Genomic DNA, 15132 nt, shown 5'->3' on the forward strand with positions numbered 1-15132 from the left:
GTCCTCCACCCTCCAGACCGACGAGACGTCCGTCGCGCGCAGCGCGCACTCCACTTCGTGCAGTGCCTCCTCGCGCGACGGTGCCCCGGCTGTGTCGGCGGCCTCCATGCTGACGACGGCGAAGACCCCGCGCTGCGGCAGCCGCAGCGCGTCCGCGCACTCCCACAGGTGCGCGCCCTCTTCCAGCCTGCCGTCGAGGAGCGCGGCCAGCAGGAGGCTCCTGACCTGCCGGTCCCGGTGCGCCCTTTCAGACATGGCCTCGCGGTACGCCTCCGCGACGGCGTCCGTGAAGGCGTCGCTGACCGTCCAGACCGCGGTGGCGGCGTGCGGGATCTCCCGGGGCACCGTGTCACCCGCCTCGGCGAGGACGCACTCCCACAGGAACCGCCCGGCGACCCGGTAGGCGTGGGTCACCGCCGACAGCGGGACACCGTGCTCGGCCTTGAAACGGCCGGTGTCGCGCGGCACGCGCAGGTCGAGGGTGTCCCGGCCCAGCTGCGTGATCATGGCGTGCAGATTGTCCGCGCAGGCCGTGCGCAGCTGGTCGTGGCCGACGTGCCAGTGGTCGCGGTAGGCGTCCTCCTCGACCGAGATCCGGTCGGCGAGCCGGTCCGCGTACCGGTCGATCCCCGGCAGCAGCACATCGGTGAGGTGACGCACGCCGTTGTCCTGGCGTACGCCCTTCTCCTGGGAGGTGAGAGTCATGCGGGCTCCCGCAGCGAGGTGAGCGGGACCGCCCGTGCGGGCAGTCCCGCCACGACGGGCCGTCGCCCGGTCATGACCGGGCCATGGGCAGACTAGCCACGCGCGGCGGCTGTGGCGAGAGGGTGCCGGCCACGGGCCACACCACCGCGTGTACCGCGGCCGGCCCGAGCCGGGAGCCCGGCGCACCGCTCCGGAGAACTACGGACGGTTCAGGGCGGCCCAGGACGGGGCAGGGCAGCCGAGGAGGCCGGGGGAGAGGCCGGTCGGGCCGGACCGGGACCGCGCCCCGCACCGACCCGTACCGCAGTGCCGGGGCCTGCCTAGACCTCTGCCGCCGCGTCCGCCGTCCCCCGGATCAGGTCGGCCGCCCGCTCGGCGATCATGATCGTCGGGGCGTTGGTGTTGCCGCGCACGACGGACGGCATCACCGAGGCGTCGGCCACCCGGAGCCCCGCCACGCCGTGCACCCGCAGCTCGTGGTCGACCACCGGGCCGATGGCGCAGGTGCTGGTGGGGTGGTAGAGGGTCTGCAGCACCCGCCGCGCGTAGGTGAGGAGACCGGCGTCGCTGTCCGAGTCCGGCACGACGAAGTCCGCCCGGTGGTGTGCGCGCAGGGCGGGCCGTCCGGCGATGTCGAGCAGCAGCCGCAGCGCGCGCACCGCCGTCGCCCGGTCCTCCTCGGTGGTCAGGTAGTTGTGCAGGATCCGGGGCTTGGCGCTGGGCAGGGCCGAGCGCAGTGTCACCTTTCCGCGGCTGGTGGGCGTGAGCAGGACCGCGCCCATGTGGAAACCGTGATCCGTGATGGCACCCAGGCCCTCCTGGTGGAACATCGCGGGCACGGCGTGGATCTGCACGTCCGGTGCGCCGAGCCCCTCGGCGGTGCGGAAGAAACCGCCGCCCTCGCCGACGTTCGAGGTGAGCGGGCCGCGGCCCTCCGAGGCCAGGAGCGCCGCGTTCTCGGCGGTCTCCGCGGTGAACAGGGTTTCGGTGTCCGTGAGGTGGACGACGGACAGGTGCGGGTGGTCCTGGAGGTTCTCGCCCACCGGCAGGTCGGCCAGGGGCGCGATGCCATGGGCCGCGAGCTCGTCGGCGGGACCGATCCCGGAGAGCATGAGGAGCTGCGGCGAGTTGTAGGCACCCGCGGCAAGGACGACCTCTCGGTCGCAGCGCAGCTCCTCGGTGGTGCCGCGGCGGTCGACCTCGACGCCCGTGGCCCGGCCGCCGTCGAAGAGGATCCGGTTGCACTGCGCCCCGGTCAGCACCTCCAGGTTCGGCCGCTCCATGGCGGGGCGCAGGTAGGCGGCGGCCGTACTGCACCGCAGGCCGTCCCGCTGGGTCAGCTCGTAGTAGCCGACGCCTTCCTGGCTCGGGCCGTTGAAGTCGGGGTTGAACGGGTGCCCGGCCTCCTGGGCCGCCGCCACGAAGGCGTCGATCAGGGGATTGCGGGAGCGGCCGGGGTTCACCGGCAGCGGCCCGCCGGCGGAGTGCCAGGCGGAGGTGCCGGCATGGTGGTCCTCGGAGCGCAGGAAGTACGGCAGGACGTCGTCCCAGCCCCAGCCCTTGGCCCCGGCGGCGGCCCAGGCGTCGTAGTCGAGGCGGTTGCCGCGGATGTAGATCATGGCGTTCATCGAGGAGGACCCGCCGAGCATCCGGCCCCGGGGCAGGTAGCGGCGGCGGTCCTCAAGACCGGGCTCGGGTTCGGTGAGGTAGTCCCAGTCGTACTTGCTGCGGAAGAGCTTGCCGAACGCCGCGGGGATGTGGATCTCCTGCGCGTCGTCGGCCGGACCGGCCTCCACGAGCAGTACGCGGGTGTCCGGATCCTCACTGAGCCGGGCGGCGAGTACACAGCCGGCGGATCCCGCACCCACGATGATGTAGTCGTACATTGTGCGTCCTCTCTCGGATGGCCGCGCGGCCTCCGATGCTGCTGGGGCCGGTGCCCGGCAGGTGCCGGGCGGATTCCCGGCAGCTGCCGGGGCGGCAGGTGCGGTGTCCGTGTCAGAGCTGGATGGCCTTGGTCTCCAGGAACTCCTCGAATCCCAGGCGCCCGGCCTCGCGCCCCACTCCCGACTGCTTGTAGCCCCCGAAGGGGGCCAGCGGGTTGAAGGCACCGCCGTTCACGTCGACCATCCCGGCCCGGATCCGGCGGGCGACGGCCCGCGCGCGCTCGGGGTCGCCGGACCAGACACCGCCCGCGAGGCCGTACGGGGTGTCGTTGGCGATGGCGACGGCCTCCTCCTCGGTGTCGAAGGGGATGATCGACAGCACCGGTCCGAAGATCTCCTCGCGGGCGATGGTCATGTCGTTGCTGACATCGGTGAAGACGGTCGGCGCGACGAAGTACCCGGGTCCCTCGTGCGGCGAGTCCGGGCCGCCCGCCAGCAGTGTGGCACCCTCGGCGACACCTGTCGCGATGTAGTCGCGCACCCGCTTGACCTGGACGTCGGAGACCATCGGGCCGATCTGCGTCTCCTCGTCGAGCGGGTCGCCCACGCGGTAGCCGCTCGCGACCTCGGCGGCGATCCGGCCGGCCTCGGCGAGCTTCTCGCGCGGCACGATCATGCGGGTGAGCGCGATGCAGGTCTGGCCCGAGTTGAGGAAGCACTTGGCGACACCGTCGGTGACCGCGGCCTCCAGATCGGCGTCCTCCAGGATGATGTTGGGTGACTTGCCGCCCAGCTCGAGCGCCACCTTCTTCACCGTCTCCGCCGCGAGCGCGGCCACCCGGCGCCCGGCGCGCGTCGAGCCTGTGAACGACACCATCGCCACGTCGGGGTGGGACACCAGTGCCTCACCGACGACCGGGCCGTATCCCGTGACGACGTTGAACACTCCGGCGGGCAGGCCCACGGACTCGGCGACCTCCGCCAGCAGCAGCGCGGACAGCGGGGCGACCTCCGACGGCTTCAGTACGACGGTGCATCCGGCGGCCAGCGCGAGCGCCACCTTCAGCGACACCTGATGCAGCGGGAAGTTCCACGGCGTGATGCATCCGACCACGCCGACGGGCTCCCGTACGACATGGGAGTTGCCGATCTCCTCGGGACCGAAGTCGTAGCCGGCCGCGAGTCCGGCCGCCTGCGCGAAGGTGAAGACCGGAAGTCCCGACTGCAGCACACGGCTCTCCTGCACCGGGGTGCCGACCTCGCGCGCCACCAGCCGCGCGATCTCCTCGGCCCTGGCCTCCAGTGCCTGGTGGATCCGGCGCAGGTAACCGGCGCGGTACTCGGGGGAAGCCTGCGACCACTCCTCGAAGGCGCGGGTCGCGGCGCGCACCGCCCGGTCCACGTCCTCCGGGACGCCTGCCGGTATCGACCCGATCACCTTCTCGTCGGCCGGATTGACGACCTCGATCACCTCGGTGCTCCCCGCCGGGACCCATTCGCCGCCTATGAAGTGCTTGGTGTACGCCGTCATGAGCCGCTCTCCTTGGTCAACGCTGACGCTGTGTCCCGGCAGTGTGGGTGCGCGCTCGCCGCGGGGTCGATGGGGCGGCGACGCCGGATCGGCCCGTCCGTTTGTGCATGTGCACTGCTGTGCAGGCGTGTGCGGTGCCGGTCGGGATCACCGTCATCGGTCCAGGTGTGAAGAGATGCCGAAGACGTCATCCGGGTGCATCTGGCCGGACGGTGCAACTGAACCGGTATCGGCCGGCCTCTCCAGGGTCAGTCACCTTCGAGGAGGACCACATGGATGCAGCACAGCTTTCTGCGACGGGGCGGACGATGCTGTGGGACGCCGACCCCTACCGGTTGCCCGGGGTGTCGGACCTCGACGTCCACGACACGGCGGGCGCGCGGGGACGGCGGGACGATGACGACTACTTCCTGCCCCCTCCCAACCCGGGGCAGCGAACGCCGTACACCCTGCCCGACTCCGACAGGCGGCGTCTGGACCTCCATGTCGCGCTCACCGTCGCCGGTCTGGCGCCGCAGCCGGGTGACCTCGACGCGATCGACACGCTCTGCGCGCTGGACGGCGTGATCGTCTCCACCGTCCAGCGCTGGATCACCCAGGCTGCCGAGAGCTGAACCGTTCCCGCTCGCCGGGGCCGGACACCGTTTCCGGCCCCGGCGCCTCCGTCCCGCCGTCCGTCGCCCCGGCGTCCCGCAGGACCCCTTCCGCGGGCCACCGCCGTGCCCGGCACCGCCCGGCACGGGCCCACCCCGCGGTACGCCGCTGCCCGGCAATCCGCTCAGCCGCCGTCGACCGGCGGGCCGCCGAGCCCCTGGACCAGCGCGGGGCGCTCTCCCGCCCGGACGGGTTCCGGTGGGGCCCGACGGGGCACTTCGGGCGGGGTCCGCTTCGACCTCGGCATGCTCGACGAGGACCACAGCGGGGTGCTGGGCCTGTCCCAGGCCAGGACCGAGGAGGCGCTGAGCGGCTGGCCGGCCGGCCCGGCGGCCGTGCTCCCGCCCGGCTCGGCCCGGCCCGGTTCGGCCTGCCGCCGCTGTCTGCGGGCCCGCCGCCCGGACCTCGGCGGGACCCTGACCGGTGCCCGGGCCGGGTGGCCCCGCCCCGGCGCGCACCGGGCGGACCGCTGCCGTACGTCCGTCAGGTCCGGCCGGTGTCGCCCGGTTGCCCGGGCCGTGCCTCGTCCACTGTCCGCCCTTCGTCCGCCGCCCGTGGCGCGCCCGGGGGCGGCGAGGGCCGGCCGCCCCGGAGGCCCGGCCGTCGCCGCAGCGCCCACAGGGCGACCGGCACCCCCACCGCCACCAGACCCGCGGCCGTGTACAGGCCCGCCCGGTAGCCCTCCACGAAGGCCTCCCCGGAGTCCGCGCCCGCCGAGGCCGCCGAGTGCTGCGCGAAGGTGACGATCACACCGACGACGGCGATCCCCAGGACTCCGGACGCCTCCCGGGTGGCGCTGAACAGCCCGGCGGCGACGCCGGACAGGTGGCCGGGTGAGGACTCCAGCGCACGGGTCGTCAGCGGGATCGCCAGGGCCGAGCCGACCCCGATGGTCGTCAGCCCGGGCACCAGGCCGGCGATGCCGCCTCCCGCGCTGCCCGCCGCCACGAGCAGCAGACCGGCGGAGACCAGCAGCAGGCCCGTGGCCGAGACCCGGCCGTCGCCCCAGCGGCGGGCCATGACGGCGACGAGCGGAGCGGTGAGCAGCAGGGCCGACGCCACGGGGGTGAACGTCAGCCCGGCGGCCGTCGGGCTCAACTCCAGGTGGTTCTGCAGGAACTGAGAGGTGAAGAAGTACACGCCGCTGACCCCCAGCCCCCACAGGAGCTGGGCGACGAGTCCGCCGGCGAAGGCCCGCCCGCGCAGCAGCACACCCACGGTCCTGGCGGGGGCGCGCCGGCCCGGTGCCGCGCCGATCCCGATCATCAGCACCGACGCGAGCGCGAGGATTCCGGCGATGGCGACCCGCGGGCTGGCGAAGCCGTGGTGAGGCCCTTCGATCAGGCAGTACGCGAGCCCTCCGAGAGCGATGCAGGAGAGGGCCAGCGCCCGGGGCGGGACGCCCGGTGAGAGTGCCTGTCCACCGGGGCCGCCGCGCCGCGCCGCGGGGCGGGGAATCGCGGCGGCCGCCACGAGCAGACACAGGGCCCCGAGGGGCGCGTTGACCGCGAAGAGCCAGTTCCAGCCGAGGTGCTCGGTGATCAGCCCGGAGAACACCGGCCCGAAGGCGAGGGACGATGCCAGGGCGGCGGTGAGAGCGCTCACGCCCCCATTGCGGGCACGGGGCGGGAGGTCGTGGAAGAGCACCGAGAGGGATGCGGGCATGATGAGCGCCGCCCCCGTGCCCTGCAGACCCCTGAAGGCGATCAGGGCCGCCCCGCTCGAGGACAGCGCGCACAGCAGTGAGGCGACACTGAACAGGGAAATGCCCAGGAGCAGCGTCGGACGCCGGCCGCGGCTGTCCGCCAGGTGGCCCCCGACGAGCAGCAGACCGGAGAGCGCGAGCGGATAGATCGCGGCGACCCATTTCAGGCTCGCGTCGCCGAGACTCAGTTCCGACCGGATCTGGGGCAGCGCCACATTCACCACGGTGTTGTCGAGCGCCGTCATGAACGTGGGAAGAATGATGGCCACCAGAACGCCGATACCGCGCAGTCGGCTCATCTGACGTGCCTCGATGTCGGCTAATGAACGATCGCTGAGGGTCGGAGAAGAAAATCAGCGAACCATCGGACGACGGCATCCTTGGCGGGCGGAGTGCGGCGCTCAAGCGTGACACACCGCCAGGACACGGATGGCCCTCGCAAGGGTTTTCCCGCCCGTGGAAGGGCCGTTCACCGCCCGGGGTGCGGGCGGCACCCGGTCGCCGGGCCGCTTGTCGTCATTTACGGCGTGTCACACGAGACCGATCAAAAGCTTATGTTTCGCTGTACCGGTATACACCCGTTCGCGTAAGCCCGAGCGGTGGCAGCGACTCCCGTATTCAGACCCTCGAAGGCGGACCCGCTGCCGGAGGATCCGATCCGCCGGGCTGCCGGAAGTCCTTCGGTCCTGTCCGCCCCCAACGAAGGCTTGGTGAATCAGTGCCGTCAGTCGCAAAAGATACACTCAGCCACCATTTGCTCCATTGCGCGGTGCAGACGCCCGACGAGACGGCCTTCACCTTTGTCGATTTCAGCACCAGCCGCGAAGGCGCGTGCACCGAGCTGACCTGGAGCCGGCTCGACAGCCTGGTACGGGCCACCGCCGCCGGACTGCGCCGGGCCGGAGCCGCTGGTGAACGCGTCGCCGTCGTCGCGCCGCAGGGCCCGGACTACGTCGTCGGCTTCCTGGGAGCCGTGTGCGCGGGAGCGATCGCCGTACCGCTGTTTCCCCCCACGCTGCCCGGTCACGCCGGGAAGCTGGCCGCGGCCCTGAGCGACGCGCAACCGGTCCTCGCCGTCGCCCACGAGGACCAGCGGGAGTCGGTGTCCGGTTTCTGCAAGGACCACGCGATCGCCCCCGCCCCGCGTGTCGTGACGATCGAGGAGCTGCGGGACTCGGGCGCGAGCGGCCCGGAGGGAACCGGCGCGCACCATCCCCGGCCCGACGCGTGCGCATATCTGCAGTACACGTCCGGTTCGACGAGAAACCCCACCGGTGTGGAGATCTCCCACACCAACGTCTGCGTCAACGCGCGCCAGGCACTGGACGCCTACGACGTGCGCAGAGGCACCAACAGCATCGTCGGCTGGCTGCCGCTCTACCACGACATGGGCCTGGTCCTGATGATCGCCATGCCGGTCGTCGGCCACATCCCCTCCGTCATCATGGATCCGCTGGCGTTCGTCCAGCAGCCGGAGCGGTGGCTGCGCCTCCTCGCCCGGCACGACGGGGCCATGACCGCGGCACCGAACTTCGCCTTCGACTACTGCGTGCAGCGGGTGGGGGAGGAGAACCGGGCCGCGCTGTCCCTCGGTTCGGTCGCCGTCATGGTCAACGGCAGCGAACCCATCCGCCCCGCGACACTGGACCGGTTCCACGAGGCCTTCGCCCCTTCCGGCATCCGGAGAACCGCGATGCGCCCCTCGTACGGGCTCGCCGAGGCGACCGTGTTCGTGTGCGCGTCCCCCGCCGGGGAGGAACCGACGGCGGTGTCCTTCGACCGGGATCTGCTGGCGCGGGGAGCCGCCCGCGCGGTGGAACCCGGCGAGGCCGCCGCCACCACCCTCGTCGCCTGCGGCCGCCCCACGCACCAGGAGGTCGCCATCGTGGACCCGGCGACGCTGCGCGGACTCGAGGACGGCAGGATCGGCGAGATCTGGCTCAGGGGGCCCAACATCGGCGGCGGCTACTGGGGCCGCCCCGAGGAGAGCCGGGCGGCGTTCCGCGCGGTGATGGCCGGGGACGACCCGGACGATCCGGCACACCACTGGCTGCGCACCGGAGACCTGGGCATGTGGCACGACAAGCAGCTCTACGTCACCGGCCGGATCAAGGACCTGGTGATCATCGACGGTGTCAACCACTACCCGCAGGACATCGAGGAAACGGTGCAGCAGGCGCACCCCGCCCTTCGCCCCCGCCACATCGCCGCGTTCGCCGTGCCCACGGACGAGGGGGAGCGGCTCGTCGTCGTCGCCGAGCACTCCCGCGACCTGACGGATCCGCGGGCGCAAGCCGACGGCGTGGCCCGTGCCGTCCGCGCGGCCGTCGCCGGCGCGCATGCCGTCGCCGTGCACGACTTCGTACTCGCCGCGCCGGACACCGTGCCCTTCACGACCAGCGGCAAGGTCGCCCGGAGCGGCTGCCGGGAGCGCTACCTGGAGGGCGCGTGGACCGGGACGGATCGGCGGCAGGCGGCGCAGAAGGGAACCGGTGGCGCATGAACGGAGCAGCGGGCGGACAGGAGGACAGGCCGGCACCGGGCACCGCACAACCGCCGGCGGGGAGTCCGGCCACCGGCACCCCCGGTGCCGCGGAGCTGCGCTCCATGCTGCGCGGGCTCGTCGCCGAGCTGTGCGGCATCCCCGCGGACGGACTCGACGACGAGCGTCCGCTGACGGAGTACGGCCTCACCTCGCGCGACGCCGTCGAACTGAGCGGACGCCTCGAAGAGGCGCTGGACCGGTCGCTCCCCGCCACCCTGCTCTGGGAGAACCCGTCCGTCGGACAACTCGTCGCCGCTCTCGGCCCGGACGCGCCGCGGGAACAGGAACAACGACACGACGGGGAGGAAGAGGACGGGAGCGGGGGCCGGGGGGAGTGCCGGGAAACGGGCAGGGACGCCGGAGCGCCCGCGGCCCGCGGCGTCGCCGGCGCGGCGGGCCCCGCTTCCCCCGCGGACGCGGTCCCGATCGCCGTGATCGGCGTCGGTTGCCGCCTGCCCGGGGGCATCAACGGGCCCGAGGAGTTCTGGCGACACCTGCTCGCCGGCACGGACGCGGTCGGCCAGGTGCCCGAGCGACGCTGGCGGGACTTCGACGACGGGGCGCCCGACACCGCCGCCGTACTGGAACACACCACCCGCTGGGGCGGGTTCCTCGACGACATCGAGGGGTTCGACGCGGACTTCTTCGGGATCACACCCCGTGAGGCCGAGGTGATGGACCCGCAGCAAAGACTCCTCCTGGAAGTCGGGTGGGAGGCCCTCGACCACGCGGGCATCGCCGCCCCGGTCCTGCGGGGCACCGCGACCGGGGTCTTCGTCGGCCTCAGCGCACTGGAGTACGGGCACCTCACCACCGCGGACCTGTCGCGGGTCACCGCCTGGACGAGCACGGGGGCGGCGGGCAGCATCGCGGCCAACCGCCTGTCCTACCTGCTCGACCTGCGGGGCCCCAGCATCACCGTCGACACCGCGTGCTCCTCCTCCCTGGTCGCCGTCCACCAGGCCTGCCGCAGTCTGCGCGGCGGTGAGTGCGACACCGCGCTGGCCGCCGGCGTCAATGTGCTCCTCTCCCCGGCGATCACCGCGAACTTCGACCGGGCCGACGCGCTGGCGGCCGACGGCAGGTGCAAACCCTTCGACGCCGCGGCCGACGGCATCACGAGGGGAGAGGGCTGTGGCGTCGTCGTACTCAAACGGCTCACGGACGCCCGGCGGGACGGCGACCGCGTCCTCGCCGTCATCCGGGGCACGGCCGTCAACTCGGACGGCCGCTCGGCCGGGCTGATGGCACCCAACCCGCACGCCCAGGAGGCGCTGCTGCGCAGTGCCCTGAGCGATGCCGGAGTACGCGGGACGGACATCGACTACGTCGAGACCCACGGCACGGGCACCCTGCTCGGGGACCCCATCGAGGCGGGCGCCCTGGGTGCCGTGCTGGGCAGCGGCAGGCCCGCCGGAAGACCGCTGCTCATCGGCTCCGTCAAGAGCAACCTGGGCCACCTGGAAGGCGCGGCGGGCATCGCCGGGCTGATCAAGACCGTGCTGTCGCTGCACCACGGCCAGGTGCCCCCCAGCCTCCACTTCCGCAGCCCCAACCCGCACATCGACTTCACCGGGCTGCGCCTGCGCGTCGTCACCGAGCCCGCCCCCTGGCCCGAGTCCGGCCGCGCCGCCGCCCTGGCGGGTGTGTCGGCCTTCGGCTTCGGCGGCACCAACGCCCACGCCGTCCTCGAGCAGGCGTCACCCGCCCCGTCACCCCTCTCCGGCGCCGAGGCGGAGACCGGCGGCAGCGTGCCGCACGTCCTGCTCGTCACCGCACGCTCCGGGGAGCGGCTCGGCGACGCGGCCGGCGCCCTAGCCCGCACGCTGGCCTCCGGCGCCGGCGTCGGCGCCCCCGCACTCGCGGACCTCGCGCACACCCTGGCACGGCACGGCCGCGGCCCCGTCGGCGCCGCCGTCGTCGCCCGCGACCGCGACGAACTCGCCACGAGACTGGCGGCGCTGGCCCGCGACGAGTCCCTTCCCGGCATCGTCCCACCGCGACGGCACCAGGCCGGGCCCGACGGGCCCGCCGCCCGGCGCCCGGTGTTCGTCTTCTCCGGCTACGGCTCCCAATGGCCCGGCATGGGCCGCCGCCTGCTGCGCGACGAACCCCGTTTCGCCGACGCGGTGGCCGGACTGGACACCGCCTTCGCCGCGCAGACGGGCTCCACCCTGACCGAGTTCCTGCTCGGCCCGGACGGCGGCACGGGAGTGGACCGCACCCAGCCGCTCCTGTTCGGCCTGCAACTCGCCCTCGCCCGGACCCTGTGCGCCTACGGCGTCGAGCCCGCGGCCGTCATCGGCCACTCGATGGGAGAGGTGAGCGCGGCGGTGCTCGCCGGTGCCCTCGACGTACGGGACGGCCTGCGCGTCGTCCTCGAACGGTCCGCCAAGCTCGCGGCCGTGGACGGAGAGCGGGCCGGTGCCATGGCGGCCGTTGAACTGCCGGAGGACGCCCGGGAGGCGGCGCTCGGCCGCCACCCCGGTGTCGGGATCGCGGTGCACGGCTCGCCCCGCAGATGCACGGTGGCCGGACCGGCCGGACCCGTGCGGCACATGGTCGACGAACTGACCGGGGAAGGGTGCCTGGCTCGCCTGCTGCCCGTGAGCGGGGCGGGGCACTCGCCCGCGGTCGAGCCGGTCCTGCCGGCGCTGCGCGAGGCCCTCGAATCCGTACGGCCGCGCACCGCCACCACACCCTGGTACGGAACGGTCCTCGACGACCCCCGGGCGACCGTGCGGCCGGACGCCGACTACTGGTGTGCCAACGTGCGCCGCCCCGTGCGCTTCCAGCAGGCGGTGGAGGCGGCCGCGGCGGACGGCCACGACCTCTTCGTCGAGATCTCCCCGCACCCCGTCGCCCTCGTCCCGCTCGGCGAGACCCTCGAAGCGGTGTCCGCGCACCGGGCAGTCGCCCTGCCCACCGTGCACAGGAACAGCGACGAGGCCGTGGACCTGCGCACCTGCCTGGCCGCGCTCCACCTGGCCGGCGTGGAGGGACCCGCCGGGCACCTCTGGCCGCGCGGCACACGGGTCGCGCTGCCCACCCCGCCGTGGCGCCACGAGCGCCACTGGTTCCCCGCGCGCAGGGCATCGAGGAGGACCGCTGCGGCGGGTGGCCACGCGCTGCTGGGACTGCGGGTCGACGACCCGCGAAGCGGCCGGGTGCTGTGGCAGGGCGAACTGGGCACCGACAGCGCGAACCTGGCCGCCCGCACGCTGCACGGCAGGCCGGTCCTCACGCTCCCGGCATGCGCGGAGCTGGTGATCGCCGCCGCACGTGAGGTCCAAGGCACGCAGCAAGTACCCTTCCGCATCAATGAACTGACGATCCATCAGTGGCTGCCGATCTCGGCCAGGACTTCCGTCACCACCGTCTGGGAGCCCTCCGGCGGCGACCATGCGGAAGTCACCGTCCACTCGCGCTCTCCCGCCGGCACCTGGCGGTGTCACGCGTCGGCCCGCGTCCCGACCGCGCCCGGGTCGCCCGGACCCGGCCGCCTCGATGCGGGCAGCCCCGAACCCCGGCGGCCCGACGCCGACGCCCCGCTCGCCGCCGTCACCCACTGGAGCGCCGACGCCGGTGAACACGAGCCGGGACGGCGCCCCTTGGGGCAGCTTCTCGACGCCGTGCTGCACGCACCGGTCCGGCCCGGCGACGAGGGCCGGGGCAATGGCCACGAGGGCGAGGCGGCGGACCGCGGCCGTGCGACCACGCGAAGCGCCGGGCACGGTGCCGGGGCGGGAGCCGGGGGCGGCGCCGAGCGCGTCCCCGTCCGCGTCGGATCCCTGTGGATCGACCCGGCGGGCACCGCGGACGGGGAGTACCGCATCCGGTTCTCCCCGGCGAGCCACGACGACGAGCCCGCCGCGAGCGGGGACCAGGGCGAACGCTGGGACATCCGGGCGAACGGTGCCGCCTCCCCTGACCGGCCCGGCGTCGTGGCGCTGGACGTACGGACGCGCGCGGCGGAGCGCGGCGAGGTGCCGCACCCCCTGGACTCCATGACCTACGAGATCCAGTGGGAGAAGACTCCAGTTCCCGTCCCGCGCCCCCCTTCCCACGTCCTGCTGCTGAGCGACGAGACGGAGGACGCGCGGGACCGGCTCACCGGTGCCCTCGTCGCGGTTCTGGAGGAGAAGGGGGTGCGGGTGACGGTCGGAACCAGCCGCGGCGACGCGGCAGGCGGACGCGTGGACACATGGCGCGAGAAGACCCGCGGGGAGCGGTCCGCCGTGGTCGTGCTCCTCGCCGGAGACCGTTCACCGTCCGATGCCGACTCCGATGCCGGGCCCGGTGCCGTCTCCGGTGCCGTGTCCCCGTCCTGCCGGGGGCTCACCGCGGCCGTGCAGGTCGCACGCCGCCTCGCCTCCGGCCCTCGCGCGACCGTGGCGCCCCGGCTCTGGCTGGTGACCCGGCGGGCCCAGTCGGTGTCACCGGGTGAGACCGGCGAGCCCGACCTCGCCTGTCTGCGCGGCCTCGTTCGCGTACTGGGCCTCGAACAACCCGAACTGCGGACCTCGCTGGTGGACATCGACGCGCAGCCGGGCCTGGTCGACGACCTCGTCCAGGAACTCCTTGCCGACGGCGACGCCGACGAGGTCGCCTGGCGCGCCGGCACCCGCCTCGTCGCCCGCCTCGCCGCCGCCGACCCGGCGGACCGGTACGAGGCGATCCCCTTCGCCCGTCCCGACGGCGCCTACGTCGTCACCGGCGGCCTCACCGGCCTCGGCCTCGCCACGGCGCGGCGACTCGCCGAACAGGGGGCGGGACGCCTCGTCCTGAACGGACGCCGTGCGCCGGGCCCGCGGGCCCGCTCCGCCCTGGCGGAACTGGAGGCCCTCGGCACCTCGGTCTCCGTCGTCGAGGGGGACGTCGCGGAACCCGGTGTCGCCACATGCCTGGTGGAGACCGCCGGGGCCGAGGGGCACACCCTGCGCGGTGTCGCCCACGCCGCCGGCGTGCTCGGCGACCGTATGGTCACCGACCTCGAACCCTCCGACATCGAGGCGGTGTTCAGGCCGAAGGCGCAGGGCGCCCTCCTGCTCGATGAGGCGACCGCCGGGCACGAACTCGACTGGTGGCTGGTGTACAGCTCGGCCGCCGCGCTCTTCGGCTCCCCGGGACAGGCGGCCTACGCCGCCGCCAACGCCTGGCTGGACGCGGCGGCACTGCGCCGCCGGGCGGTCGGCCTGCCCGCCACCTCCATCGCCTGGGGCCCGTGGGCCGAGGTCGGCGCCGCCCCCGAGAACCCCGCCCTGGCACTGGACCCCATCGCCCCGTCCGACGGGCTGGACGCGCTCCAGGCGCTGGTCGCCTCCGGCCGGGTGCACACCGGCGTGGCGCACCTGGACGCCCGGCGGGCCCTGGAGGCCTACCCGGGCCTGGAGGCGGTGCCCTTCTTCGCGGGGGTGCTGCTGGACGGCAGCCTCACCGCCGACGACTGGGCCGGTCCCGAGGGCATCGCCGCCCTCGGCGAGGCGGCCGCGGACAAGGTGTACAAGCGTCTGGTCAAGCGCACGGCGGCGGTGATGGGCTTCGCGGTCCATGACCTGGACGAGACGGTCCCGCTCACCGAACTGGGCCTCGACTCGCTGATGACGGTGCGCATCAGGAACGCCGCGCGGCAGGACTTCGCGGTGGATCTGCCGGCACCCCTGCTGCTGCGGGGCGCCGGTCTGCGCGAGATCGGTGACGCGGTCCTGGACGAACTGGGGCTCTCGCGGGCGGAACCGGGGGGCGTGGCCGAGGACGGCGTGGCCCAGAACGGCGTTGCCCCGGACCGCGCGGGCCTGGACCGCCCGGCGGCGACACCACCCGTCCAGGACGGCGACGGCCGGGAAGACGCCGTCCGGGAGGGCGACCGTCCGGGCCGGCGAGCCACCGGAGAGCGGACGGCGCCCACCCTGCCGGACTCGATCGGCCCGCGGGACGCGTCGGAGCGCCTGGTGACCGGCGTCTGGAACGAGGTACTCGGCCGCCCGGTGCGGCTGGAGGAGATCCCGGGGGCGTGACCCGTCGCGCCCGCCGCTGAAGCCCTCCGCCGCGGGGCGGGCCTCCCGCGCCTGCGCCTCGGCGGTGGGGCGCCCGCGGAGCCCGGGCC

The 15132-nt window shown here is 74.0% G+C and carries 6 protein-coding genes and 1 pseudogene; 3 read left to right on the top strand and 4 right to left on the bottom strand.

The window, feature by feature from the left end:
• From GUY61_RS22750 to GUY61_RS22760, 3 genes and pseudogenes are all read right to left on the bottom strand, one after another.
• Positions 1-705, bottom strand: a pseudogene (locus GUY61_RS22750) (hypothetical protein); the annotation flags it as partial.
• A gap of 320 nt (positions 706-1025) precedes the next feature.
• Positions 1026-2591, bottom strand: a complete 1566-nt coding sequence (locus tag GUY61_RS22755) for a GMC family oxidoreductase (RefSeq protein WP_166632088.1) — start codon at positions 2589-2591, stop codon at positions 1026-1028.
• Between the two features lie 112 nt (positions 2592-2703).
• Positions 2704-4122 (bottom strand): aldehyde dehydrogenase family protein, encoded by a 1419-nt coding sequence (locus tag GUY61_RS22760; protein WP_166632089.1) that lies wholly within the window; start codon positions 4120-4122, stop codon positions 2704-2706.
• 272 nt (positions 4123-4394) lie between these two features.
• Here GUY61_RS22760 and GUY61_RS22765 point away from each other — a divergent pair, with 272 nt between their 5' ends.
• A complete protein-coding gene (locus tag GUY61_RS22765) occupies positions 4395-4736 on the top strand; it encodes a hypothetical protein (protein ID WP_243766676.1) in 342 nt (113 codons plus the stop codon).
• Between the two features lie 523 nt (positions 4737-5259).
• Here the strand turns inward: GUY61_RS22765 and GUY61_RS22770 are convergent.
• Positions 5260-6780 (bottom strand): MFS transporter, encoded by a 1521-nt coding sequence (locus GUY61_RS22770; protein WP_166632090.1) that lies wholly within the window; start codon positions 6778-6780, stop codon positions 5260-5262.
• Positions 6781-7250: 470 nt separating this feature from the next.
• Here GUY61_RS22770 and GUY61_RS22775 point away from each other — a divergent pair, with 470 nt between their 5' ends.
• Together GUY61_RS22775 and GUY61_RS22780 are read left to right on the top strand one after the other, a co-directional pair.
• Entirely contained in the window at positions 7251-8984 is a 1734-nt protein-coding gene (locus GUY61_RS22775) for a fatty acyl-AMP ligase (protein ID WP_313896813.1), read from the top strand.
• Entirely contained in the window at positions 8981-15043 is a 6063-nt protein-coding gene (locus GUY61_RS22780) for a type I polyketide synthase (RefSeq protein WP_166632092.1), read from the top strand. Before GUY61_RS22775 ends, GUY61_RS22780 begins: the two co-directional genes overlap by 4 nt.
• Positions 15044-15132: the final 89 nt, after the last annotated feature.

It is taken from the genome of Streptomyces sp. GC420, assembly GCF_009916105.1.
GTDB lineage: Bacteria > Actinomycetota > Actinomycetes > Streptomycetales > Streptomycetaceae > Streptomyces.